This window comes from Streptomyces sp. NPDC088254 (assembly GCF_044740925.1).
Lineage (GTDB): Bacteria > Actinomycetota > Actinomycetes > Streptomycetales > Streptomycetaceae > Streptomyces.
In genome coordinates, this window is record NZ_JBIURQ010000004.1 from 57,149 (window position 1) to 79,628 (window position 22,480).

At 71.6% G+C, this 22,480-nt stretch carries 20 protein-coding genes and 1 tRNA gene; 11 read left to right on the top strand and 10 right to left on the bottom strand.

Annotated features, from left to right (window positions below; all coding sequences use genetic code 11):
- Window positions 1-53: 53 nt before the first annotated feature.
- Window positions 54-1,718 carry a urocanate hydratase gene (gene hutU, locus ACIOC0_RS13200; RefSeq protein WP_402155128.1) on the bottom strand — a complete coding sequence of 555 codons (1,665 nt, stop codon included), beginning with the start codon at window positions 1,716-1,718 and terminating at the stop codon, window positions 54-56.
- 419 nt (window positions 1,719-2,137) lie between these two features.
- Here hutU and ACIOC0_RS13205 point away from each other — a divergent pair, with 419 nt between their 5' ends.
- The 4 genes from ACIOC0_RS13205 to ACIOC0_RS13220 are packed head-to-tail and all read left to right on the top strand — an operon-like array spanning window position 2,138 to window position 4,275.
- Entirely contained in the window at window positions 2,138-2,527 is a 390-nt protein-coding gene (locus tag ACIOC0_RS13205) for a hypothetical protein (RefSeq protein WP_402155129.1), read from the top strand.
- Window positions 2,524-3,345, top strand: coding sequence for a transcriptional regulator (locus tag ACIOC0_RS13210; RefSeq protein WP_402155131.1), 822 nt, complete (start codon window positions 2,524-2,526; stop codon window positions 3,343-3,345). The genes ACIOC0_RS13205 and ACIOC0_RS13210 overlap by 4 nt, the downstream gene beginning before the upstream one ends.
- Before the next feature lie 34 nt (window positions 3,346-3,379).
- A complete protein-coding gene (locus ACIOC0_RS13215; RefSeq protein ID WP_402155132.1) occupies window positions 3,380-3,925 on the top strand; it encodes a roadblock/LC7 domain-containing protein in 546 nt (181 codons plus the stop codon).
- Window positions 3,901-4,275, top strand: coding sequence for a hypothetical protein (locus ACIOC0_RS13220; RefSeq protein ID WP_130442478.1), 375 nt, complete (start codon window positions 3,901-3,903; stop codon window positions 4,273-4,275). The genes ACIOC0_RS13215 and ACIOC0_RS13220 overlap by 25 nt, the downstream gene beginning before the upstream one ends.
- A gap of 14 nt (window positions 4,276-4,289) precedes the next feature.
- On the opposite strand, the gene ACIOC0_RS13225 is transcribed toward ACIOC0_RS13220, so the two are convergent.
- Both ACIOC0_RS13225 and ACIOC0_RS13230 read right to left on the bottom strand, forming a co-directional pair.
- Window positions 4,290-4,883, bottom strand: coding sequence for a hypothetical protein (locus ACIOC0_RS13225; protein WP_402155133.1), 594 nt, complete (start codon window positions 4,881-4,883; stop codon window positions 4,290-4,292).
- A gap of 130 nt (window positions 4,884-5,013) precedes the next feature.
- Complete coding sequence (locus ACIOC0_RS13230; RefSeq protein WP_402155134.1) at window positions 5,014-5,892, bottom strand: MurR/RpiR family transcriptional regulator; 879 nt, start codon at window positions 5,890-5,892, stop codon at window positions 5,014-5,016.
- Window positions 5,893-6,076: 184 nt separating this feature from the next.
- On the opposite strand from ACIOC0_RS13230, the gene ACIOC0_RS13235 reads away from it, so the two are divergent.
- Complete coding sequence (locus tag ACIOC0_RS13235) at window positions 6,077-6,502, top strand: hypothetical protein (protein ID WP_402155501.1); 426 nt, start codon at window positions 6,077-6,079, stop codon at window positions 6,500-6,502.
- Between the two features lie 378 nt (window positions 6,503-6,880).
- On the opposite strand, the gene ACIOC0_RS13240 is transcribed toward ACIOC0_RS13235, so the two are convergent.
- Window positions 6,881-8,269: a cystathionine beta-synthase gene (locus tag ACIOC0_RS13240; protein WP_402155135.1), complete on the bottom strand. Its 1,389-nt coding sequence runs from the start codon at window positions 8,267-8,269 to the stop codon at window positions 6,881-6,883.
- Window positions 8,270-8,417: 148 nt separating this feature from the next.
- On the opposite strand from ACIOC0_RS13240, the gene ACIOC0_RS13245 reads away from it, so the two are divergent.
- The 3 genes from ACIOC0_RS13245 to ACIOC0_RS13255 all read left to right on the top strand — a co-directional run bounded on the left by ACIOC0_RS13245 (window position 8,418) and on the right by ACIOC0_RS13255 (window position 12,136).
- A complete protein-coding gene (locus ACIOC0_RS13245) occupies window positions 8,418-9,446 on the top strand; it encodes an SGNH/GDSL hydrolase family protein (RefSeq protein WP_130442472.1) in 1,029 nt (342 codons plus the stop codon).
- Window positions 9,447-9,838: 392 nt separating this feature from the next.
- Window positions 9,839-11,056: an acetyl-CoA C-acetyltransferase gene (locus ACIOC0_RS13250; protein ID WP_402155137.1), complete on the top strand. Its 1,218-nt coding sequence runs from the start codon at window positions 9,839-9,841 to the stop codon at window positions 11,054-11,056.
- A 291-nt stretch (window positions 11,057-11,347) separates the two neighbouring features.
- Complete coding sequence (locus ACIOC0_RS13255; protein ID WP_402155502.1) at window positions 11,348-12,136, top strand: hypothetical protein; 789 nt, start codon at window positions 11,348-11,350, stop codon at window positions 12,134-12,136.
- 11 nt (window positions 12,137-12,147) lie between these two features.
- Here the strand turns inward: ACIOC0_RS13255 and ACIOC0_RS13260 are convergent, their stop codons facing one another.
- Window positions 12,148-12,429: a hypothetical protein gene (locus ACIOC0_RS13260; protein WP_402155138.1), complete on the bottom strand. Its 282-nt coding sequence runs from the start codon at window positions 12,427-12,429 to the stop codon at window positions 12,148-12,150.
- 133 nt (window positions 12,430-12,562) lie between these two features.
- Between ACIOC0_RS13260 and ACIOC0_RS13265 the strand changes: the two genes are divergently transcribed.
- Window positions 12,563-12,790: a DUF4287 domain-containing protein gene (locus tag ACIOC0_RS13265; protein ID WP_130442465.1), complete on the top strand. Its 228-nt coding sequence runs from the start codon at window positions 12,563-12,565 to the stop codon at window positions 12,788-12,790.
- Between the two features lie 80 nt (window positions 12,791-12,870).
- Here the strand turns inward: ACIOC0_RS13265 and ACIOC0_RS13270 are convergent, their stop codons facing one another.
- The 3 genes from ACIOC0_RS13270 to ACIOC0_RS13280 form a co-directional block, all read right to left on the bottom strand.
- The gene (locus ACIOC0_RS13270) at window positions 12,871-13,764 is read right to left on the bottom strand and encodes a Bax inhibitor-1/YccA family protein (RefSeq protein WP_351098351.1); all 894 of its coding nucleotides are present in this window, start codon (window positions 13,762-13,764) and stop codon (window positions 12,871-12,873) included.
- Window positions 13,765-13,993: 229 nt separating this feature from the next.
- Window positions 13,994-15,169 (bottom strand): 4-hydroxybenzoate 3-monooxygenase, encoded by a 1,176-nt coding sequence (locus tag ACIOC0_RS13275; RefSeq protein ID WP_402155139.1) that lies wholly within the window; start codon window positions 15,167-15,169, stop codon window positions 13,994-13,996.
- A 231-nt stretch (window positions 15,170-15,400) separates the two neighbouring features.
- Window positions 15,401-15,483, bottom strand: a tRNA-Leu gene (locus ACIOC0_RS13280).
- A 392-nt stretch (window positions 15,484-15,875) separates the two neighbouring features.
- Between ACIOC0_RS13280 and ACIOC0_RS13285 the strand changes: the two genes are divergently transcribed.
- Window positions 15,876-16,646: an ABC transporter ATP-binding protein gene (locus ACIOC0_RS13285; protein ID WP_352247752.1), complete on the top strand. Its 771-nt coding sequence runs from the start codon at window positions 15,876-15,878 to the stop codon at window positions 16,644-16,646.
- Window positions 16,647-16,722: 76 nt separating this feature from the next.
- A complete protein-coding gene (locus ACIOC0_RS13290) occupies window positions 16,723-19,251 on the top strand; it encodes an ABC transporter permease (RefSeq protein ID WP_402155140.1) in 2,529 nt (842 codons plus the stop codon).
- 60 nt (window positions 19,252-19,311) lie between these two features.
- Here the strand turns inward: ACIOC0_RS13290 and ACIOC0_RS13295 are convergent, their stop codons facing one another.
- Together ACIOC0_RS13295 and ACIOC0_RS13300 are read right to left on the bottom strand one after the other, a co-directional pair.
- Complete coding sequence (locus tag ACIOC0_RS13295; RefSeq protein WP_402155141.1) at window positions 19,312-20,613, bottom strand: class I SAM-dependent methyltransferase; 1,302 nt, start codon at window positions 20,611-20,613, stop codon at window positions 19,312-19,314.
- A 403-nt stretch (window positions 20,614-21,016) separates the two neighbouring features.
- On the bottom strand, window positions 21,017-22,402 hold the full coding sequence (locus tag ACIOC0_RS13300; protein WP_130442453.1) for an NAD(P)/FAD-dependent oxidoreductase: 1,386 nt from the start codon (window positions 22,400-22,402) through the stop codon (window positions 21,017-21,019).
- Between the last annotated feature and the right edge of the window lie 78 nt (window positions 22,403-22,480).

Consider the following 22,480-nt stretch of genomic DNA (forward strand, 5'->3'; position numbering starts at 1 on the left):
GCCCGCGTCCGGAGACGGGAGCCGTGCTTCTGACGGGGAGTCGCCGCGCTCCGTCACGAGGGATCACCTTCACGCATCGGAACCCGCACGCCCCGCTCGTCGGCGACCGACTCCGCGATGTCGTACCCGGCGTCGACATGCCGGATGACGCCCACCCCGGGGTCGTTGGTCAGCACGCGCCGGATCTTCTCGCCGGCGAGCTTCGTGCCGTCGGCCACGGAGACCTGCCCCGCGTGGACGGACCGGCCCATGCCGACGCCGCCGCCGTGGTGGAGGGAGACCCAGGAGGCGCCGGAGGCGACGTTCACCATGGCGTTCAGCAGCGGCCAGTCGGCGATCGCGTCGGAGCCGTCGAGCATGGCCTCGGTCTCGCGGTAGGGGGAGGCGACGGACCCGCAGTCGAGGTGGTCGCGGCCGATCGCCAGCGGCGCCGCCAGCTCACCGCTCGCGACCATGTCGTTGAACCGCTCGCCGGCCTTGTCGCGCTCGCCGTAGCCGAGCCAGCAGATACGGGCGGGCAGCCCCTGGAAGTGCACGCGCTCACCGGCGAGCTTGATCCAGCGGGCCAGGGACTCGTTCTCCGGGAAGAGGTCGAGGATCGCCTTGTCGGTCTTGGCGATGTCGGAGGCCTCGCCGGACAGGGCCGCCCAGCGGAAGGGGCCCTTGCCCTCGCAGAACAGGGGGCGGATGTAGGCGGGGACGAAACCGGGGAAGGCGAACGCCCGCTCGTACCCGGCGAGTTGTGCCTCGCCGCGGATGGAGTTGCCGTAGTCGAAGACCTCGGCGCCGGCGTCCTGGAAGCCGACCATCGCCTCGACGTGCCGTGCCATCGACTCCCGCGCGCGGGCGGTGAAGCCGGCCGCGTCCTTGGCGGCGGCGTCGGCCATGTCCTCGAAGGCGATCCCGGTGGGCAGGTAGGCCAGCGGGTCGTGGGCGGAGGTCTGGTCGGTGACGATGTCGATCGGGGCGCCCATGGCGAGGAGCTGCGGGACCAGTTCGGCGGCGTTGCCGAGGACGCCGATGGACAGCGGGCGGCGGGCGTCGCGCGCCTCGGTCGCCAGCTTGAGAGCGTGGTCGAGGGAGTCGGCCTTCACGTCGAGGTAGCGGTGCTCGATGCGGCGCTCGATGGCGCGCGGGTCGCAATCGATGCAGATCGCCACACCGTCGTTCATCGTGACGGCGAGCGGCTGGGCGCCGCCCATGCCGCCGAGACCGGCGGTCAGGGTGATGGTGCCGGCCAGGGTCCCGCCGAACTTCTTGGCGGCGACGGCGGCGAAGGTCTCGTAGGTGCCCTGGAGGATGCCCTGGGTGCCGATGTAGATCCAGGAACCGGCGGTCATCTGGCCGTACATGGTCAGCCCGAGCTGCTCCAGGCGGCGGAACTCCTCCCAGTTGGCCCAGTCGCCGACGAGGTTGGAGTTGGCGATGAGGACGCGCGGGGCCCACTCGTGGGTCTGCATGACGCCGACGGGGCGGCCGGACTGGACGAGCATGGTCTCGTCCTGCTTGAGCGTCCTGAGCGTGCGGACCATCGCGTCGAAGGAGCGCCAGTCGCGGGCCGCCTTGCCGGTGCCGCCGTAGACGACGAGCTTGTCGGGGTGCTCGGCGACCTCGGGGTCGAGGTTGTTCTGGAGCATCCGCAGGGCGGCTTCCTGCTGCCATCCCAGGGCGCTCAGTTCCGTACCGCGGGGCGCTCGTACGGGGCGGGGTCCTGACATGGTCTGCCTCCTTGCTGATGGGATGGTCCCGGCGGAGTGTTGCTGTGTCTATTCACATCCTGGACGTCTGAATAGGGCTAGTCAACACACCGGTGGCATGACGGAGTCCCCGGACCGGGCAGGAAGGAGCCGGGGAGCACGGAGCCGGGAGACGGGAAACGGGTAGCGCCGAGACCGGGGCGCACGGAAACAGGGGGCACGCGGCGCCACCACTCACCACCCACCGCACCCCCGCACCCCCCTTGGCGCACGCCCCGGGCGCGGTGTTGAACGGGCGGGGAGAAATCGGGGCCAGTCGACCCACACTAGTCACCGGGGCGCATGTTCCGCTGGAAAATGCCAGAACACTCCCCTCACGCGGACACGTTGCGTAGCTTCTTCCTCACTCAGCCGAACCGCAGGCGGGAGGGGAGCCAACGGTGCCCGGAATCGACGAGTGTCTCCTGGAGGCCATGCGCCTGCCCGGAGCCCGGGGGGCCGCACTGGTCGACTGGACCAGCGGGCTGGCCCTGGGCGCGGTCGGGGAGTTCCCGGGCGGCGACCACGAGGCGGCGGCCGCCGAGGCCGCGGAGGTCGCACGGCTCACGGCCGAACAACGGGCGTTCAGCCCGGAGACGGACGCGGACGCCGACCCCCCGGTGGAGGACCTGATCATCAGCAACCGGGACAGCTATCACGTCCTGCGGTTCGTGCCGACGTCCTTCGACAGCAGTGTGTTCCTGCACGTGTGGCTGGCCCGGCCGGACGGCAATCTCGCCCTGGCCCGGATCCGGCTGGGCGAGATGGCCGGACGGCTGGTGCTGGGATGACGGTCGTGGACACCACCCCGCCGCCCCGGCTGCCGGTGCGGGACAGAGCGGCGGCCCGCGACCACACCGGCGGTGTCTCCCCGATGCTCAGCCGGCTCGCGGCCGAGCGCGCCACCGGCGTCCTGGAGCGCGAGCGCGGTGCGATCTACCTCGCCGACGGCTGGGTGGTGCACGCCGAGAGCTCCCACTCCCCCGGTCTGGAGGTGCTGCTGCTGACCCACGGCACGCTCGATCCCGGCGTCTGGCGGGATGCGGTGGAACACGCCGACGAGGAGCGGGGCGCCGCCGGGCTGCTGCTGGAGGCCGGCCTGATCGGCCGGGGCGCGCTGGAACTGTGCCATCTGGGAGCGCTGTTCGACGCGGCGTACTTCGCCCTCGCCCCGAGCAGCACACCGGGCCGCTTCCGCTACGGCCCCGGGAACTGGTTCGGCGTCCTGCGGCCGGTGCCGGTGGCCGCGGTGGAGCGGGAGACGCTGCGCCGCCGCGAGCTGCTGGACCGGCTGTGGCCCGACCCGCTGCCGGACAGCGCGCCGCTGCTGCCGGCCGAGCCCGTCGCCGCACCGGGGCTCACCGCCCGGCAGCGCGCGGTGCTGGCACTGGTGGACGGGGCGCGCACCGCGTCGGACATCGCCCGCGAGTTGGGCCGGCAGGCCTTCGCGACGCTGGTGGACGTCCGCCGGCTGGCGGCGGCGGGGCTGCTCACCGCCCAGTTCCCGCCGCCCGTCCCGCTCCCCGCGCCGGGCCTGGCCCTGCCGCGCGTCAACGACCCCGACATCACGTTGCTGAAGAGGCTCAGGGATGCGCTGGAGGCCCTTTGAACGGCAGCGACCGCGCGCCGAGAGGAGCGAGCTGATGGCGGCGGAGCCCGACATCCGCGCCGAGCTGCGGCGGCTGCGGGCCCGGGTGCCCCAGCTGACCGGGGCGCTCGCGGCGGGCGTGGACGGGCTCGTCCTGGCCCAGGACACACCGGGCGTGGAGGCCGAGAGCGTGGCCGCACTCACCGCCACGGCCCTCGGGGTGGCGGTGCGGATGGCCGACGCGACCGGGCAGGGCGACTTCCGCGAGCTGCTCGTACGCGGGGTGTACGGCTACGTCGCCACCTACGCGGCGGGCAAGAGCGCCGTGCTGACGGTGCTCGCGCAGGACCGCGTCAACGTCGGCCGGCTGCACCTGGAGGCCCGCCGGGCCGGCGTCCGCATCGGGGAGCTGGTCGACGCCGGACCCCCCGCTCCGACGGGGACGGCGGCGCCCCCTCGGAGCCGTAACCCGCGCCGCCAGACCACCGGCCGGCCGGGCCGACCGCCCGGTGACCCCGGCCCGCACAGCCAGCACAGGCAGAACCCACAGATCACGGACAACGAGGAGATCCAGCCATGGCCAACACCGAAACCGCGCTGAAGGAAGCCCTGGCCACCATCGAGGGCGCCAACGGCGTCGCACTCGTCGACTACACCAGCGGCATGGCGCTGGGCACCATGGGCGGCGGGAAGACCTTCGACCTCAATGTGGCCGCCGCGGGCAACACCGACGTGGTGCGCGCCAAGATGCGCACCATGGAGCACCTCGGTCTGAAGGCGCAGATCGAGGACATCCTGATCACGCTGTCCGACCAGTACCACCTGATCCGGCTGATCAGCGGTCGCGGCGGCAACGGTCTCTTCCTCTACCTGGTGCTGGACGCCAAGCGGGCCAACCTGGCGATGGCCCGCCACCAACTCCGCAAGATCGAGGAGGAGCTGGAGGTCTGAGCAGCGCACAGCGCCTACACGAGTGCCGTGGTGCGGCGGCGGGCTCCACCGGGGGCCGCGTCGCCCGCCGCGATGCCCGTGCTGCGGTAGACCTCGACCGCCTTGCCGGCGGGACGGCCGCCGTTCGCGGAGAGCCGGTCGACCCGCACCCACAGCAGCACGTCCCCGGCCCGCTCCCGTCGCCCGAGCCAGGCGGCCTTCAGCCGGAGCCCCGCACCGCACCCGGCGAGCAGCAGACCGCCGGCGGCGGGCACGGCGAACGCGCTGCCCAGCGCGGCGGCGAAGGCGAGCAGCAGCCACCAGCGGTGCCCGCGGCGCCACACCCGTGCGGTCACCGCGCGGTCCTGGAGGACGTCGTGCCGGCCCGCGCGGACCGCGCCGCGCGCGAGTTCCGCGTACCGCCCGCGCCGCGTCAGCGCCGCCACCGCCGCGGCGACGAAGAACAGCGCCGCCCCGGCCAGCATCCCGATCCGCCGGCCTGTGACGCCGGGCGGCAGGACGCCGACCCCGGCCGCGATCACACCGGCCCACCACAGCGGGCCGGCCCCCGCCCGTACGACGACGGCCACCCGAGCCAGACCCTGAGCTCTGTGATCCCCGCGTGTCACGTCCCGCCTCCTCGTCGCCTCGACAACTCCCGTACGCATGACGCTGGTCGAGCACGGTAGCGAGGGAACGTGAGACGGGGATGAGAACGGCGGCACCGGTTCGTCATTCCAGGACGGCCCGGCGATGCCGTCAGTCCACGAACAGCCCTCGCGCCGCCGCCCTGGCGTCGAACTCCTCCAGCCGGGCCTGGGCCTCCGGCAGGCCGTCGCACATCGCCTCCAGCAGCACCCGCCCGAGCAGCATCGGCGCGCACGCCGTGTCGAAGGCGAGGCCGGTGCCGACGGCGGCCGGCAGCAGCAGGTCGGAGACCTTGGCGACGGGCGCGAAGGCGGAGTCGGCGACCGTCACCACGGTCAGCCCCGCCTCCTTGGCGTAGGCGAGGGCGTCGACGACCTCGCGGGGGTGGCGTGGCAGCGCGAAGCAGAGCAGAGCGGTGGCGCCCGCGTGTACGGCCGCGTCGACCCGGTCGTGCAGCATGGTGCCGCCCTCGTGCAGCAGCCGTACGTCCGGATGGACCTTGGCGGCGAAATAGGCGAAGCCGTGGGCCTGGGCGGCGGCGGCGCGCAGGCCGAGCACCGGCAGCGGCCGTGAGGCGGCGAGGAGCCGCCCTGCCCGCTCCACCGGCCTCGGGTCGGCGAGCACCTGCGCGAGGTGCCGCAGGTTCTCGATCTCGGCCTCGACCGCCTGCTGGTACTCGTTGTACGGGACGCCGCCCGCGGGCTGTTCGGCGGGCGCGACCTCGCGCAGGTGCCTGCGCAGGGCGGGGTAGCCGTCGAAGCCGAGGGCGACCGCGAAGCGGGTGACGGAGGGCTGGCTGACCCCGGCCAGCTCGGCCAGCTCGACGCTGGACAGGAACGGCACGTCGGCGGCGCGCCGCACCATGCTGTGCGCGATGCGCCGCTGCGTCGGGGTCAGCCGGTGCCCCTCGAACAGCGCCTGGAGCCGCCCGGCGGGACTCTCCACCGCACCGCCTCCCGTCCCCCGGTCCGCGCCGCCGCCCTCGCCCATCCCGCTCCCCCTCCGCACCCGGTCGTCTATTCACTCACCCAGAACTCTGCATGACGCTATACAGCCAGGCAAGGCGACGGGACGCCGGTGCTCCCGCCCGCTTCGGGCGAAGACGGGGGACAGCCCCAGTGCCACCGGCCCGGCCCGTTCCTAGCGTTGAAGCATGACGGGACGGGAGACCAGCATGGACGCACAGGACACCGAGCTGAAGAAGGAGCTCGACGCCGCCCTCAAGGCGCGCAGGGAGCTGGGCGAGGAGTACGAGTCGGCGCTGGACTCGTTCCTGGAGAAGGTGGACCTGCGGATCGACGGCGCGGTCGAGCGCCGGGTGCGCCGTCAGTTCGCGGAGCAGCAGGTGGCGACGGCCCGGGGCGGTCGGGCGGCCGAGGAGCGGGACTCCTGGGGTGAGCGTTTCGGCTTCGGCATCGTCTCGCTGGTGCTGGCGATCCCGCTGTCGGCGATCGGCACGGCCCACGCCGACCTGCCGGGCCTGATCGTCACCTGGGCGGGCATCGTGGGCGTCAACGTGGTCCAGGCCGCCCGCGCCGATCCGAACCTGTTCGGGGGGCGCCTGCGCGGCAGGTCGCGCGAGGGCGGCTGGGAGGACTGAGCGAGCCGCAGGCTCGTGAGAGGTGTGCGCGGGGACCGCCGCACCCCCGTACCGGGGGGCGGGACGACGGCGGTCCCCGCGAGGGACGCGGGCCGGGTCGGGCCGGGCCCCCGCGTCCGCGGCGTCCATGGAGGTCCGGGAGCCGCTCCGGAGGTCCTTGACGCCGTTCGGGTGCCGGCCGGGGCCGGGAGCCTTCCCGGGGCTCTACGCCTGGGAAGTACCTCCGCCGCCCTGCCGACACCCACCAATGTGCCGGACGCGTGTTAAGCGGGTGCTGCGCGGACGTGACACGCTCGTACCACTTCCGCGAAGTCCGCCGGTTCGGCGAATGAACGCGAACGTCCGCCGCGGCAGCGGCGGTTCACCGGACGATCGCCGTCACTTGCCGCCCTTGGCCAGGAAGGCCAGCAGGTCCTGACGGCTGACGACGCCGGTGGGCTTGCCCTCCACGAGGACGATCGCCGCGTCCGCCGAGCCCAGCACGGACATCAGGTCGCCGACCGGCTCACCGGAGCCGACCTGCGGCAGCGGGGCCGACATGTGCTTCTCCAGCGGGTCCTCGAGCGAGGCCTTCTTGCTGAACAGGGCGTCCAACAGCTCGCGTTCGACGACCGAGCCGACGACCTCGGCGGCCATGACGTCCGGGTGGCCGGCGCCGGGCTTGACGACGGGCATCTGCGAGACGCCGTACTCGCGCAGCACCTCGATGGCCTGGCCGACCGTCTCGTCGGGGTGCATGTGCACGAGGGAGGGCATGGCGCCGTGCACCTTGTCGTTGAGGACGTCGGCGACGCGGGCGCTGGGGCCCTCGTCCTCGAGGAAGCCGTAGTCCGCCATCCACTCGTCGTTGAAGATCTTGCTCAGGTAGCCGCGGCCGCTGTCGGGCAGCAGGACGACGACCACGTCGTCGGGACCGAGCCGTTCGGCGACCCGGAGCGCGGCGACGACGGCCATGCCGCAGGAACCGCCGACGAGCAGCCCCTCCTCCTTGGCCAGACGGCGCGTCATCTGGAAGGAGTCCTTGTCGGACACGGGCACGATCTCGTCGGCGACGGTCCGGTCGTAGGCGGTCGGCCAGAAGTCCTCGCCGACGCCCTCGACGAGGTACGGCCGCCCGGAGCCGCCCGAGTAGACGGAGCCCTCGGGGTCAGCGCCGACGACCTTGACCTTGCCGTCGCTGGCTTCCTTCAGGTAGCGGCCGGTACCGGAGATGGTGCCGCCCGTGCCGACGCCGGCCACGAAGTGGGTGATCCGCCCCTCGGTCTGCTCCCACAGCTCCGGGCCGGTGGAGTGGTAGTGGGAGAGCGGGTTGTTGGCGTTGGAGTACTGGTCGGGCTTCCACGCGCCCGGCGTCTCGCGCACCAGCCGGTCGGAGACGTTGTAGTACGAGTCCGGGTGCTCGGGGTCGACGGCGGTGGGGCAGACGACGACGTCGGCGCCGTACGCGCGCAGTACGTTGATCTTGTCGGTGCTCACCTTGTCGGGGCACACGAAGATGCACTTGTACCCCTTCTGCTGGGCCACGATGGCCAGCCCCACGCCGGTGTTGCCGCTGGTCGGCTCGACGATGGTCCCCCCGGGCTTGAGCTCTCCGCTCTGCTCGGCCGCCTCGATCATGCGCAGCGCGATGCGGTCCTTCACGGAGCCGCCGGGGTTGAAGTACTCCACCTTGGCCAGGACGGTGGCCTGGATGCCCTTGGTGACGTTGTTGAGCCTGACCAGCGGGGTGTTGCCGACGAGGCTGATCATCGAGTCGTGGAAATGCACCGTTGTCTCCGGTTGCTTGCAAAGACTGTGTCGAAGTGGTCCCGCCAGCCTAAGGCGTGCCCCGCACGTTCACTCACCGTCGAGATTGGCCGACGGTCCGTACGGGGCAAGGAGTGGGTGTACGGACACGAGGAGGTGGCGTCGAGGCATGACGAGCATGTCCAGGGCAAGGGTGGCCCGGCGCATCGCGGCCGGCGCGGCCTACGGCGGAGGCGGGATCGGTCTGGCCGGCGCGGCGGTGGTCGGGCTGCTGCTGGCGGAGGCGCAGTTGGCGCGACGCCACGTGAACGGAAACGGGGCGCATCCGCGTGTTCCGCACGCGGACGGTCTGTACGGCAGGGCGTACGCGGTCCCCGGCGAGGAGGCGCTGCGGCTGACGCTGCTCGGCGACTCCACGGCGGCGGGCCAGGGCGTCCACCGGGCGGGGCAGACTCCGGGGGCGCTGCTGGCGTCGGGGCTGGCGGCGGTGGCGGAGCGGCCGGTGAAGCTGCGGAACGTGGCGCTGCCCGGCGCCCAGTCCGACGATCTCGACCGGCAGGTCGCGGCGGTCCTCGGCAACGCGGGCCGGGTGCCCGACGTGTGCGTGATCATGATCGGCGCGAACGACGTCACCCAGCGCATGCCGCCCACCCGTTCGGTACGGCACCTGTCCGCGGCGGTACGGCGGCTGCGCACCGCCGGTGCGGAGGTGGTCGTCGGCACCTGTCCTGACCTGGGCACGATCGAGCCGGTCGGGCAGCCCCTGCGCTGGCTGGCCCGGCGCGCCTCCCGTCAGCTGGCGGCGGCCCAGACGATCGGCGTGATCGAGCAGGGCGGGCGCACGGTGTCGCTGGGCGACCTGCTGGGGCCGGAGTTCGAGGCGAACCCGCGGGAGTTGTTCGGGCCGGACCACTACCACCCCTCGGCGGAGGGGTACGCCACGGCGGCGATGGCGGTGCTGCCGACGGTCTGTGCGGCGCTGGGGCTGTGGCCGGCGGAGGAGGAGCGGCCGGACGCCTTCCGCCGCGAGGGTTTCCTGCCGGTGGCCCGGGCCGCGGCGGAGGCTGCGGCGGAGGCCGGCACCGAGGTGACGGCGGCGATGCCGACGGGTCCGCGGGGGCCGTGGGCCCTGTTGAAGCGACGCCGTCGCCGCAGGGTCCCCGAACCGGAACCCACCCCAGCCACCCCGTCCCCGTGACGGCACCCCTGAGGGCCCGGCCCTGCCACCCCCTGGGGGCTCCGCCCCCAGCCCCCCGGCCTATGCCCACCCACCACCCGACTCGCTCGGGAGAAAGGCGGGGCCGACCCGGCCGGCGGGCCCGCGCCTCCAGCCCGTCCGGCGTTTGAGGACGAGGCCCGTTCAGGGCTGATGCGGGGGCCGGGGCACAGCCCCCGGGGACGATGGGGGTCCCCCCGCTCGAGCGAAGCCGAGAGTGGGGGAGGGCAGAGGCGGCAGGGGCGTGAAAAGCAAGCGCTTAGTAAATTGCGGTCAGGGTCACACCGGCATCCCCGTGACCCAGGCCATACGTACCGGTAACTTCCCAACCAGCCAACCGGTACGAAGAATCCCCGCATGCCAATGGAGCCGTGATGCCCGAAGCCGTCATCGTCTCGACCGCCCGCTCCCCCATCGGCCGCGCCGTCAAGGGCTCCCTCAAGGACCTGCGCCCGGACGACCTCACCGCCACGATCATCCAGGCGGCGCTCGCCAAGATCCCGGAGCTGGACCCGAGGGACATCGACGACCTGATGCTCGGCTGCGGCCTCCCCGGCGGCCAGCAGGGCCACAACCTGGGCCGGATCGTCGCCGTGCAGATGGGCATGGACCACCTGCCCGGCTGCACGATCACCCGCTACTGTTCCTCCTCGCTGCAGACCAGCCGCATGGCCCTGCACGCCATCAAGGCCGGCGAGGGCGACGTCTTCATCTCGGCCGGCGTCGAGATGGTCTCCAGCTACGCCAACGGCACCTCCGACATGCCGGGCACCCACAACCCCCTCTTCGCCGAGGCCGAGGCCCGCACGGAGGCGACCGCGCAGCAGGAGGGCACCTCCTGGCACGACCCGCGCGAGGACGGCCTGCTGCCCGACCCGTACATCGCGATGGGCCAGACCGCGGAGAACCTCGCCCGAGTCAAGGGCGTCACCCGCCAGGACATGGACGAGTTCGGCGTCCGCTCCCAGAACCTCGCCGAGCAAGGCATCAAGAACGGCTTCTGGGCGCGCGAGATCACCCCGGTGACGCTGCCCGACGGCACGGTCGTCAGCCAGGACGACGGTCCGCGCGCCGGCGTCACCCTCGAAGGCGTCCAGGGCCTGAAGCCGGTGTTCCGCCCCGACGGCCTGGTCACCGCCGGCAACTGCTGCCCCCTCAACGACGGCGCCGCCGCGGTCGTCGTCATGAGCGACACCAAGGCCCGCGAGCTGGGCCTCACCCCGCTCGCCCGCATCGTGTCGACCGGTGTCTCCGGCCTCTCCCCCGAGATCATGGGCCTCGGCCCGGTCGAGGCGTCCCAGCAGGCCCTGCGCCGCGCCGGTCTCACCATCGACGACATCGACCTGGTCGAGATCAACGAGGCGTTCGCCGCCCAGGTGATCCCCTCCTACCGGGAGCTCGGCATCGACCTGGACAAGCTGAACGTCAACGGCGGCGCCATCGCCGTCGGCCACCCCTTCGGCATGACGGGCGCCCGCATCACCGGCACGCTCATCAACTCCCTGCAGTTCCACGACAAGCAGTTCGGCCTGGAGACGATGTGCGTCGGCGGCGGCCAGGGCATGGCGATGGTCATCGAGCGCCTCAGCTGAGGACCGTGACGACCTCTGGGTAGCCGCAAAAGCACCCACCGTGAGCCGATGGCCCGGAGTCCGGGAAACCCCTGGATTCCGGGCCGTTCTGTGATCCAATCTCCCCCAGGATGTGACCTATCTCCCTCGCCGTAGGGATTTACGCAGCTCAGAGCAGATTCACCCACGAGCGCCGGGCCAAAGTCCTGTCCGTTTCGTGACGTTACGCACTGACAGCTGGATAGTCCGCCCTTCAAGCTGATGTAGGAAGTCGGGGGTCGACTTGAAACCGGGAGTACGTCAGTGAGCGCCTTGCCGATCGCCTTGCTGGTCACCACGGCCGCCACGGGCGCCGTGGGTGTCGCCGTCCTGCGCACCCTCTTGCAACTGCGCCGGGAGGTCGCGGCCCTGCACGTCCAGCTCGCCGGGAACGGCCGGAGCACCGCCGGGACGCAGGGTCTCGTACCGGCCGCCCGGACCACGGCGGACACGGACGGGATACGTGCCGCGGTCGCCGAGGCGCTCGCGGAGGAGCGGGAGCGGGAGCTGGCCGAGGCGCGCGCGTTCTGGGCCGCGCAGGAGGCCCGTGACGCCTCCGACGCGCCCTCCCTGCTGGGCCTGCCCGACAGCGAGCTGTTCCTGCCCCGGCAGGCGGACCTGGTGGGTCTGGAGCACCTGGAGCCGGTGAGCGAGCCGAACGGGGAGAACGACGAGTTCGCCGGGGAGTCGGCCGAGCTGGCCGCGGCCCGCCGCCGTCACCCCTCCCACCCGGATTTCGTCCCGGTGCAGTCGCCGGTCGTCGACGACCACGAGCGCACGGTCGCGGCACTGGAGGACCTGGCCGCCTCCCGCACCGAGCTGACCGACGTCCGCCCGGGCCCGCTGGGCACCCTCGACGTGTACGTCTTCGCCGACGGCACCACGCTGTGCATGACCCCGGGCCACCGTGAGACGGCGGACCGACTCTCCACGGCCCTCGCGGCCGGCGAGACCCCGTACCTCCTGGGCGGCTCCGGCATCTCCGGCGCGTACACGCTGACCTTCGCCTGCGGCGGGGAGAGCATCTACATCCTGGCGGACCGGGTCATAGCGAGCCTCTGACCGACCCCTCCTCAGACGCCGGCCCGCTTCTGGGCCTCCTCCACCAGCCGGACCGCCTCCGCGATGTCGTCGGCGTCCGTCAGCGCGACGGCCAGGTCGTGGCCCGCGACGGTGATCTGGTCGGCAGCGGCGAACATGCCGGCGTCGGGCATCTCACGGGGCGGTGTGCCGGGTTCCTCCACGCGTTGCGTCCAGCGGGCCAACTCCCTGGCCAGCGCCAGCGCCTCCGCGGCGGCGCCCCGCTGGAGCCGGGACTGCGGCGCCGCCCGCAAACGATCGGCAAAGTGATCCACCGCACGGATCAAAGGCGTCGTATCAACCACGCGGTGAGCGTACAGCGCTGTGCCCGGACTGTTGCCAACCGGCGAACGCTCAGGCACGGTGACCTGTAGGACCGGCTTACACCCATGCGTACCGGAGGCGCCGATGTCCCAAGTCTTCTCCGAGGAGACCCATCGCAACCTGCTAGCCCGCATCCCCCACTGCACCGGTCGTGAAGTCGCCGACTGGTTGCGCACCGTCGACGAAGGCCCCGCTCTCCGCTTCGAGGAGAAGGTCAGCTGGCTGCGCTACGAGCACAACCTCTCGTACGGCCACGCCAAGGCGATCATCCATGAGTACGACCTGAGGAGGGCGGCGCGCAAGCTGCTCTGAGAGCGGCCTCTCACCTGACGCGAGGCGCCCGGCCGGAGAATCTCCGGCCGGGCGCCTCATGCGTTCTCGGGGTGAGTGCGTCAGTCGCTGTTCAGGATGGACAGCAGCCGCAGGAACTCCATGTAGATCCACACCAGCGTCAGCGTGAGACCGAAGGCCGCGAGCCAGGCCTCCTCGCGCGGGGCGCCGTAGGCGACGCCGTCCTCGACCTGCTTGAAGTCGAGGGCGAGGAAGCAGGCGCCGAGGATGATGCCGATGACGCCGAAGACGATGCCGAGGGCGCCGCTGCGGAAGCCGAGACCGTCACCGCCGCCGAAGACGGCGAACAGCATGTTCACGGCCATCAGCAGCACGAAGCCGAGCGCGGCCGCCATCACGAAGCCGTAGAAGCGGCGGTTGACGCGGATCCAGCCCGCCTTGTAGGCCACCAGCACGCCGGCGAAGACCGCCATGGTGCCGAGGACCGCCTGGGCGACGACGCCGTCCGCGATGTACGTGGACACCGCGCTGGAGATCACGCCGAGGAAGACGCCCTCGAAGGCGGCGTACGACAGGATCAGCGCGGGCGTGGGACGGCGCTTGAAGGACTGGACCAGCGCCAGCACCATCGCCACCAGGCCGGCGCCGACGCCGATGGCGTACGACTTGCCGAGGTTGGCCTCGTCGACCGGCAGCAGCAGCCACGACAGGACGGCGGTGACGACCACCGTGCCGAGGGTCATGGCGGTGCGCGCGACCACGTCGTCCATGGTCATCACGCCGCGGGCGGTGACCGGGGTCTGCGGGGCGCCGTACTGCGCGTCCTGCTGGGCGTAAGGGTTCTGCGCGTACGGGTTGCCGGCCGGCTGGGCGTAAGGATTGCCCTGCTGCGTACCGCCAGCGGGACCCCCGGCCTGCGGCGCGGCGTTGAAGCCCGCGTAGCCGTTGTCGCGGCTGAACCCCCGTCGCGAGAAGACCGGGTTGTTGCTCCTCATTTCACTCCTCCATGGCCACACAGCGTGGCCTTGGCTCAAGAGTAATAGGTAGGCAAAGGATTGACCCTACTGCTTGGGGAGGATCTTTCCCTCGTCGTGCTGCGCAACACGCTATGTCCCCGCCTGATTCCCGGCATCGCCCGGCGTCATTCATGACCGTTCCGGTACACGTCCGGAACCGGTCGGAGATCACGCACGCACACGCGTGGCCCGCGTCCGGCTGCCGGCGTCACTCGAACGGGAAGCCGGTGTACGCCTCGGCGAGGTCGGTCTCGGCGGCGCGCGAGGAGGCGAGGCGTTCCAGGCGGGCGAGCTGGAGGCGGTCGTCGAAGGGGTCGCCGCCGGGGGCGCGGTGGAGGAGGGTCGTCATGTCGTGGGAGAAACGCTCGGCCTGCCAGACGCGGCGCAGACAGGTGGCGGAGTACGCGTCGAGCAGTTCCGCCGAACCGGTGAGCCGGCGGTGGGCCAGGGCGCGCGCGAAGGTGACGACGTCGCCGACGGCCAGGTTCAGGCCCTTGGCGCCGGTCGGCGGCACGATGTGGGCGGCGTCGCCGGCGAGGAAGAGACGGCCGTGCCGCATGGGCTCGTGGACGAAGGAGCGCATGGGGGTGACCGACTTCTGGGTGATGGGCCCGCGCTCCAGCCGCCAGTCGTCGTCGGTGGCGAAGCGGCGCTCCAGCTCCGCCCAGATCGCGTCGTCGCTCCAGGGCCGGGCGTCGGTGTCCCGCGGCACCTGGAGGTAGAGGCGTGAGACGACGGGGGAGCGCATGGACAGCAGGGCGAAGCCGCGGTCGTGGCGGGCGTACACCAGCTCGTCATGGAAGGGCGGCACGTCGGCGAGGACGCCGAGCCAGCCGAAGGGGTACGTGCGTTCGAAGACGCGGCCCGTTCCGGCGGGGACGGCCCGGCGGGAGACGCCCCGGAAGCCGTCGCAGCCGACGACGTAGTCGCAGACGAGGACGTCCTCGCGACCCTCGTGCCGGAAGGGGACGCGGGGGCGGTCGGTGCCGGCGTCCTCGACGGCGAGCGCCTCCGCCTCGAAGAGCAGCGGGCCGCCCTCCTTCGACTGGAGGGCGATGAGGTCCTTGCACACCTCGGTCTGCGCGTAGACGGTCACCGACCGGCCGCCGGTGAGGGCGGGGAACTCCACCCGGTGGCGCCGCCGGGCGAACCGCAGCTCGATGCCGTCGTGGCGCAGCCCCTCCCGGTCCATGCGCTCGCCGGCGCCGGCCGCGCGCAGCACCTCCGTCGTGCCCTGCTCCAGGATCCCGGCGCGCTGGCGCTGCTCGACGTAGGCGCGGTCGCGGCTCTCCAGGACGACGGAGTCGATGCCGGCGACGTGCAGGAGGCGGGCGAGAAGCAGACCGGCGGGGCCGGCGCCGATGATGCCGACGGTGGTGCGCATCGGGCGTTCCCTTCGACGGGGCGTCGCCGCCACGGCGGTCGGTGTTCACGCGCTTCATGGTTCACGCGCGGTTCGCACAGTGAAGTTTTCTTCACTTATGCTGAACGCGAGTCTGGGCGCGTGGTCAGCCGGTGTCAACGGTTGTGCGCGCGGACGGCCCGTCGGCGGGTGAGGCGGTCAAGGCCTCCATGGAGGATGCAACGACACGGACGTGTCGGCAGGCGTCGGAGATGCCCGGAACCGGACTTGAACCGGTACGCCCGCGAGGGGCAGCGAGGTTTAAGCTCGCCGTGTCTGCATTCCACCATCCGGGCAGGCCATGGGCTCCGCGCTGAAGCTCCGACCCTATCGGGACGCGCCCCTCGAACACCGGCCCAGCGAACCGATGTTGTCTTATTTTATTGACGTCTGAGGGTGCATCAGTCCCGTGAACTGTCCATCCGCACTTGCCAGTAGCGTCCCCTGCAAGCATCGGCCCTGCATGCGGAATGACGGAATTTCACCGTACGAACGAGGGTGCTCCACCGGTTCTTGACGTTTGCCCCTGTCGGGGTCGCGTGTCATCCCCAGGTATGACGTGGCGTGCTCCGGTCCGACCGGAGTCGGCCTTCGGAACCGGAACAACGGGTGACTACACGGCGGCAAGCGGCCGGGACGATGGTTCACGTAACCCGGCACCACCCTCGTCCCGACAGGAGCCCCACCCGTGACCACTGCCCCCCTCGCCGACCGGACCACCGACGTGGCCGCACGCGCCACGGACCTGTCGAAGACGTACGGGGAGGGCGAGACCCGGGTGGTCGCCCTGGACCGGGTCTCCGTCGACTTCCGGCGTGCCGAGTTCACCGCGATCATGGGGCCCTCCGGCTCGGGCAAGTCGACGCTCATGCACTGCGTCGCCGGCCTCGACACCTTCTCCTCCGGCTCCGTGCGCATCGGCGACACCGAGCTGGGCTCCCTGAAGGACAAGCACCTCACCAAGCTGCGCCGGGACAAGATCGGCTTCATCTTCCAGGCGTTCAACCTGCTGCCCACGCTCACCGCCCTGGAGAACATCACCCTCCCGATGGACATCGCGGGCCGCAAGCCGGACAAGCAGTGGCTCGACACGGTGATCGAGATGGTGGGCCTGTCCGGCCGGCTCGGCCACCGGCCCTCGCAACTCTCCGGCGGCCAGCAGCAGCGCGTCGCCGTGGCCCGCGCCCTGGCCTCCCGGCCGGAGATCATCTTCGGTGACGAGCCGACCGGAAACCTCGACTCGCGCTCCGGCGCCGAGGTGCTGGGCTTCCTGCGCAACTCGGTGCGCGAACTGAAGCAGACGGTGGTCATGGTGACCCACGACCCGGTGGCCGCCGCCTACGCGGACCGGGTGGTCTTCCTCGCGGACGGCCGGATCGTCGACGAGGTCCACGGGCCGACCGCGGAGTCGGTGCTGGACCGCATGAAGCGGTTCGACACCAAGGGCCGCACGAGCTGACGAAACGTCAGCTCCCCTTGCTCCAGGGCGACTTGATCGCCTCCCGACCTCCGGACCACCTGGACTGAAGAAACCCATGTTCCGTACCGCCTTGCGCAATGTCTCCGCGCACAAGGCCCGGCTCCTGATGACCGTGCTCGCCGTGATGCTCGGCGTGGCCTTCGTGTCGGGGACCCTGGTCTTCACCAACACCATCTCCGAGGCGCTCCAGAAGAGCTCCGCCAAGGGCTTCGACCACGTCGACGTCGCCGTCACGCCCAGGGTCCCGGAGGACGAGGGCAACCGGATCAGCAAACTCCCCGACCTCACCGACGCGGTGCTCGACCGCAGCGCGCACGTGCCGGGCGCCGCCTCCGCCGTCGGCGTCGTACGCGGCTTCACCGCGCTCGCCGGCAAGGACGGCAAGCTCGCCGGCGGCGGCTTCCAGTCGGAAGGCGGGAACTACTGGGGCGCGAAGGACGCGCGCTACCCGCTCGCGGAGGGGCGCGCACCGAAGGGCGAGGACGAAGTCCTCATCGACTCCGCGACCGCGAAGCGCACCGGGTACGAGGTCGGCGACACCGTACGGATCTCGGTGAACGGCCCCGTCCTCACCCCGAGGATCACCGGCGTGTTCACCACCGACGACGGCAACGTCGCGGCCGGCGGCAGCCTCGCCCTCTTCGACACCGCCACCGCGCAGAAGCTGTTCGGCAAGCCCGGCGCCTACCACGAGATCGACGTGACGGCGAAGCCCGGAGTCAGCCAGGCCGCGCTGCGGGCCGAGCTGGACAAGGCGCTGCCGAAGGGTCTTTCGGAGACCGCCACCGGCGAGCGACTCGCCGCCGAACAGGCGGAGATGATCTCCCGGCAGATGTCCGGCCTCAAGCAGACCCTGCTGGTCTTCGCCGGCATCGCGCTCTTCGTCGGCACCTTCATCATCGCCAACACCTTCACCATGCTGGTCGCCCAGCGCACCAAGGAGCTCGCGCTGATGCGCGCGGTCGGCGCCTCCCGGCGGCAGATCACCCGCTCGGTGCTGATCGAGGCGTTCGTGGTGGGAACGGCCGCCGCCGTGACCGGACTGGTCGCGGGCATCGGCATCGGGGCGGGGCTGCGCTCGCTCATCAGCTCGCTCGGCGCCGTCGTCCCGGCCGGACCTCTGGTGGTCTCCCCCTCCACCGTCGGCACGGCCTTCGCAGTGGGCGTCCTCGTCACCATGCTCGCCGCCTGGCTGCCGGGCCGCCGGGCCGCGAAGATCCCGCCGGTCGCGGCGATGAGCAGCGTGCACACCCCGGCCACCGCAAGGTCGCTGGTGCTGCGCAACACGCTGGGCGCGCTGTTCTCCGCCGCGGGCGCCGCCGCCGTCCTGGCCGCGACCACGATGAAGGGCACCGACGGGCAGGCGCCCATGAGCATCGGCGCGATGCTCCTGGTCATCGGCGTCTTCATCCTGACTCCGCTGCTGTCGCGCCCGCTCGTCGCGGCCGCGGCCCCGGTCCTGCGCGTGTTCGGCGTCTCGGGCAAGCTGGCCCGGCAGAACGCGGTGCGCAACCCGCGCCGCACGGCGGCCACCGCCTCCGCGCTGATGATCGGCCTCACCCTCATCACCGGTATGACGGTCATGGCGGGCAGCCTCCAGAAGTCGATCGACAAGATGGCGTCGGCGGCGATCCGCGCCGACTACGTGGTGTCCATGGCGAACGGCAACGAGCTCTCGCCGGACGTCGAGAAGAAGCTGAAGGACGTCGACGGCGTCACCGCCACCAGCCCGATGCGCAACGGCTACGCCCGGATCGACGAGGGAACCGAGTACCTGACCGGCGTCGACGGGCGCACGTTCGGCGAGCTGACCGACCTGAAGGTCGAGGGCGGCGCCTTCACGGTCCGCGGCGCGCAGGTCGTCGTCGACAGCGTCACCGCCAAGGCGCACGGCTGGAAGGCGGGCTCGGGGTTCACCGCCCACTACGAGGACGGCAAGTCGCAGCGGCTGACCGTCGCCGGCGTCTACGAGGGCAACGAGATGATCCAGGGCATCATCCTCGACAGCTCCGTGCTCTCCCCGCACCTGAGCGACCCGGCCGACATGCAGGTCTTCGTGAAGACCTCGGGCGGCGCGACGGACGCGGCGAAGGACCGGCTGGAGAAGGCCCTCGGCTCCAACCCGGCCGTGAAGGTCCGGGACAAGAAGGACCTCTCCGACGAGATCGCGAAGATGTTCACGCTGATGCTGAACATGGTCTACGGCCTGTTGGCCATGGCCGTGATCGTCGCGGTCATCGGCGTCGTCAACACCCTGGCCATGTCGGTGTTCGAGCGTTCCCAGGAGATCGGCATGCTGCGGGCGATCGGCCTGGACCGCACCGGCATCAAGCGGATGGTCCGGCTGGAGTCCCTGGTGATCTCCCTGTTCGGCGCGGTGCTCGGCATCGGGCTCGGCGTGTTCTTCGGCTGGGCGGCCGGTGAGCTGCTCGGGACGAGGATGGCGACGTACGAACTCGTCCTGCCGTGGGGCCGGATCGCCCTGTTCCTGGTGCTGGCCGCCGCGGTGGGCGTGCTGGCGGCGCTGTGGCCGGCGCGGCGGGCGGCGCGGCTGAACATGCTGGCGGCGATCAAGTCGGAGTGAGCGGCCCCTGAGGGACCCCGTCGCGGTGTGCGGCGGGGTCCCTCGTCGTTTCCCCGCGCGTCAGTTCCAGGTGCGGGCGCGCAGGGGCATGCCGGAGGCGCCGGAGTCCGGGGTGCGGACGGCCAGGACCTGGTTGACGGAGATGCGGTTGCGTTCGAACGCGAGGGCGGACGCCGCCATGTAGAGGAGCCAGACGCGGGCCCGGCCTGGGCTGGTCAGGGCGGTGGCCCGCGACCATCCCGCCTCCAGGTTGGCGACCCAGCGGCGCAGGGTGAGGGCGTAGTGCTCGCGGATCGACTCCACGTCACGGACCTCGAAGCCGGCGCGTTCCAGGTGGGTGACCGTGGTACCGACGGGGGAGAGCTCGCCGTCGGGGAAGACGTAGGCGTCGATGAACGCGTCGAGGCGGTATTCGCTCTCGTCCTGCTGGGGGCGGCGGGCGATCTGGTGGTTGAGCAGCCGCCCGCCGGGGCGCAGGAGCGTGTGCAGGGCGGCCGCGTACTCCAGGTACTTCTCCGCTCCGACGTGCTCGGCCATGCCGATGGACGAGATCGCGTCGTACGGGCCGTCGGTGACGTCGCGGTAGTCCTGGACGCGGATCTCGACCACGTCGGTGAGGCCGGCGTCCGCGACGCGCTTGCGGGCGTAGGTCGCCTGCTCCCGGGAGAGCGTGACGCCGACGACGCGCACGCCGTGCTCGCGCGCCGCGTGGATCGCCATCGAGCCCCAGCCGCAGCCGACGTCCAGCAGGCGCTGACCGGGTGTCAGGGCGAGCTTGCGGCAGACGAGTTCCAGCTTGTCGTGCTGGGCCCGCTCGAGCGTGGCCTCGGGGGATCGTTCGGGGGACTCCCAGTAGGCGCAGGAGTACACCATGGACGGGCCGAGGACGAGTTCGTAGAAGTCGTTGCCCACGTCGTAGTGGTGGCTGATGGCGCGGCGGTCGGAGCGGCGGGTGTGGAGGTGGCCGGGGCGGCGGACCTCCTCCGGCGGCGGGGCGGGCGGCAGCGGCGGGCCGGCGAGTGCGAACAGGCCGCGGACGGCCTCGCGGAAGCGGGGGTCGCGCAGGGCCTCGGTGAGGGGTCTCGCGTCCTCGTCCCGCTGCCAGACGGGGCCGGAGATGCGTTCGAGGGCGGTGTAGAGGTCGCCCTCGATCTCCAGGTCGCCGGCCACCCAGGCGCGGGCCAGGCCCAGTTCGCCCGGCTTGAACAGGAAACGGCGCAGGGCTCTGCGGTTGTGTACGACGAGGGTCGGCGCGTCGGGCGGGCCGGCCTGCGAACCGTCCCAGGCGCGGATGCGGAGCCGGAAGGGGGCGGCCAGCAACTGTTCGACGAGGGCGTGGAGCCGCGGAGCGGCGTCAGCCATGATGCACACCTCCGTGAGGGGTGATCCCGGAATGTCCTGACACCACGAAAGCACTTGGGGGGCTGTGTGCCAGCGGTTGGCTCCGCCGGTTGCGAAGATTTTTGCCCACCCGCCCACCCGACTCGCTCGGACGTGGACCGTACCCCTCCGTGGGGCTACGCCCCACACCCCGGCGGGCGCTCCGCCGGTGGCGCAGAATCCACCCGCCCGACTCGCCCGGACGCAGAACGTGCCCCCTCCATGGGGGCTGCACCCTCACAGCCCGGCGGGGGGCCTAACCCCCCAGGGCTGCCGGGCTCGGTGGGGGCTGCGGCACCCGGGGCACGTCCGCGGAGGGGGTATGCGGAAGGGCCGCCCGCACCACGGATGGCGGGCGGCCCTTTCGGGGTTCTGCTGGGCGAGGTCAGGAAGCCTTGACCTCGGTCTTCTCCTGCTTGGGGGCCGCTGCGACCGGAGCCGGCTTCGCGGCCTCGTAGAACTCCTCGCGCGGGGACTCCAGCGCGCCGAGGGCGACGACCTCACGCTTGAGGAACATGCCGAGGGTCCAGTCCGCGAAGACACGGATCTTCCGGTTCCACGTCGGCATCGCCAGGCCGTGGTAGCCGCGGTGCATGTACCACGCCAGCCGGCCCTTGAGCTTGATCTTCATCTTGCCCATGACGATCATCGCGACGCCCTTGTGCAGGCCGAGACCCGCAACCGCGCCCTTGTTGGAGTGCGAGTACTCCTTCTGCGGGAAGCCCCGCATGCCGGAGACCACGTTGTCGCCGAGCACCTTGGCCTGGCGCAGCGCGTGCTGCGCGTTCGGCGGGCACCAGGCGTTCTCCACGCCGGCCTTGCGGGCGGCGACGTCCGGGACCTGGGCGTTGTCGCCGGCGGCCCAGATGTAGTCGGTGCCCTGCACCTGGAGCGTCGGCGCGCAGTCGACGTGACCGCGCGGGCCGAGCGGCAGGCCGTAACGGCCGAGGACCGGGTTGGGCTTGACGCCCGCCGTCCACACGATCGTGCTGGAGTCGACCTCCAGTCCGTTCTTCAGGACGACGTGGCCGTCGACGCAGGAGTCCATCGAGGTGGAGAGGTAGACCTCCACGCCGCGGCCCTCCAGGTGCTCCTTGCCGTACTGGCCGAGCTTGGGGCCGACCTCGGGGAGGATCTTGTCAGCGGCGTCCACGAGGATGAAGCGCATGTCCTCACGGGACACGTTCTTGTAGTACTTGGCCGCGTCGCGGGCCATGTCCTCGACCTCGCCGATCGTCTCCGCGCCGGCGAAGCCGCCGCCGATGAAGACGAAGGTGAGCGCCTTGCGGCGGATCTCCTCGTCGTTGGTCGAGTCGGCCTTGTCGAGCTGCTCCAGGACGTGGTTGCGCAGGCCGATGGCCTCCTCGATGCCCTTCATGCCGATGCCCTGCTCGGCGAGGCCGGGGATCGGGAAGGTGCGGGAGACCGCGCCGAGCGCGACGACCAGGTAGTCGAAGGGCAGCTCGTACGCCTCGCCGACGAGGGGGGCGATCGTGGCGACCTTGCGGTCCTGGTCGATGGTGGTGACGCGGCCGGTGAGGACCTCCGCCTTGGGCAGCACGCGTCGCAGCGGGACGACGACGTGCCGCGGGGAGATGTTGCCGGCGGCGGTTTCGGGGAGGAAGGGCTGGTAGGTCATGTACGACCGGGGGTCGACGACCGTGACGGTCGCCTCGCCGTAGCGCATCTTCTTGAGGATGCGCCGAGCTGCGTACAGGCCTACGTACCCACCGCCTACTACGAGGATCCTGGGACGCTCCGTGGTGCTCATGCCATCGAGTATCCACCCGCCTCAGGGGGGTAGCTCGTGCGCCCCTTCACAAGCTCGCTCAGGGTGTGTGCTATCCTC

Excerpts from the sequence above, each read along its gene's own strand:
- ACIOC0_RS13220 (WP_130442478.1), top strand. The coding sequence starts at position 3,901 with ATGGCCAACACCGAAACCGCGCTGAAGGAAGCCCTGGCCACCATCGAG.
- ACIOC0_RS13215 (WP_402155132.1), top strand. The coding sequence starts at position 3,380 with ATGGCGGCGGAGCCCGACATCCGCGCCGAGCTGCGGCGGCTGCGGGCC.
- ACIOC0_RS13300 (WP_130442453.1), bottom strand. The coding sequence starts at position 22,402 with ATGAGCACCACGGAGCGTCCCAGGATCCTCGTAGTAGGCGGTGGGTAC.
- hutU (WP_402155128.1), bottom strand. The coding sequence starts at position 1,718 with ATGTCAGGACCCCGCCCCGTACGAGCGCCCCGCGGTACGGAACTGAGC.
- ACIOC0_RS13290 (WP_402155140.1), top strand. The coding sequence starts at position 16,723 with ATGTTCCGTACCGCCTTGCGCAATGTCTCCGCGCACAAGGCCCGGCTC.
- ACIOC0_RS13265 (WP_130442465.1), top strand. The coding sequence starts at position 12,563 with ATGTCCCAAGTCTTCTCCGAGGAGACCCATCGCAACCTGCTAGCCCGC.
- ACIOC0_RS13210 (WP_402155131.1), top strand. The coding sequence starts at position 2,524 with ATGACGGTCGTGGACACCACCCCGCCGCCCCGGCTGCCGGTGCGGGAC.
- ACIOC0_RS13235 (WP_402155501.1), top strand. The coding sequence starts at position 6,077 with ATGGACGCACAGGACACCGAGCTGAAGAAGGAGCTCGACGCCGCCCTC.
- ACIOC0_RS13295 (WP_402155141.1), bottom strand. The coding sequence starts at position 20,613 with ATGGCTGACGCCGCTCCGCGGCTCCACGCCCTCGTCGAACAGTTGCTG.
- ACIOC0_RS13245 (WP_130442472.1), top strand. The coding sequence starts at position 8,418 with ATGACGAGCATGTCCAGGGCAAGGGTGGCCCGGCGCATCGCGGCCGGC.
- ACIOC0_RS13230 (WP_402155134.1), bottom strand. The coding sequence starts at position 5,892 with ATGGGCGAGGGCGGCGGCGCGGACCGGGGGACGGGAGGCGGTGCGGTG.
- ACIOC0_RS13270 (WP_351098351.1), bottom strand. The coding sequence starts at position 13,764 with ATGAGGAGCAACAACCCGGTCTTCTCGCGACGGGGGTTCAGCCGCGAC.
- ACIOC0_RS13275 (WP_402155139.1), bottom strand. The coding sequence starts at position 15,169 with ATGCGCACCACCGTCGGCATCATCGGCGCCGGCCCCGCCGGTCTGCTT.
- ACIOC0_RS13250 (WP_402155137.1), top strand. The coding sequence starts at position 9,839 with ATGCCCGAAGCCGTCATCGTCTCGACCGCCCGCTCCCCCATCGGCCGC.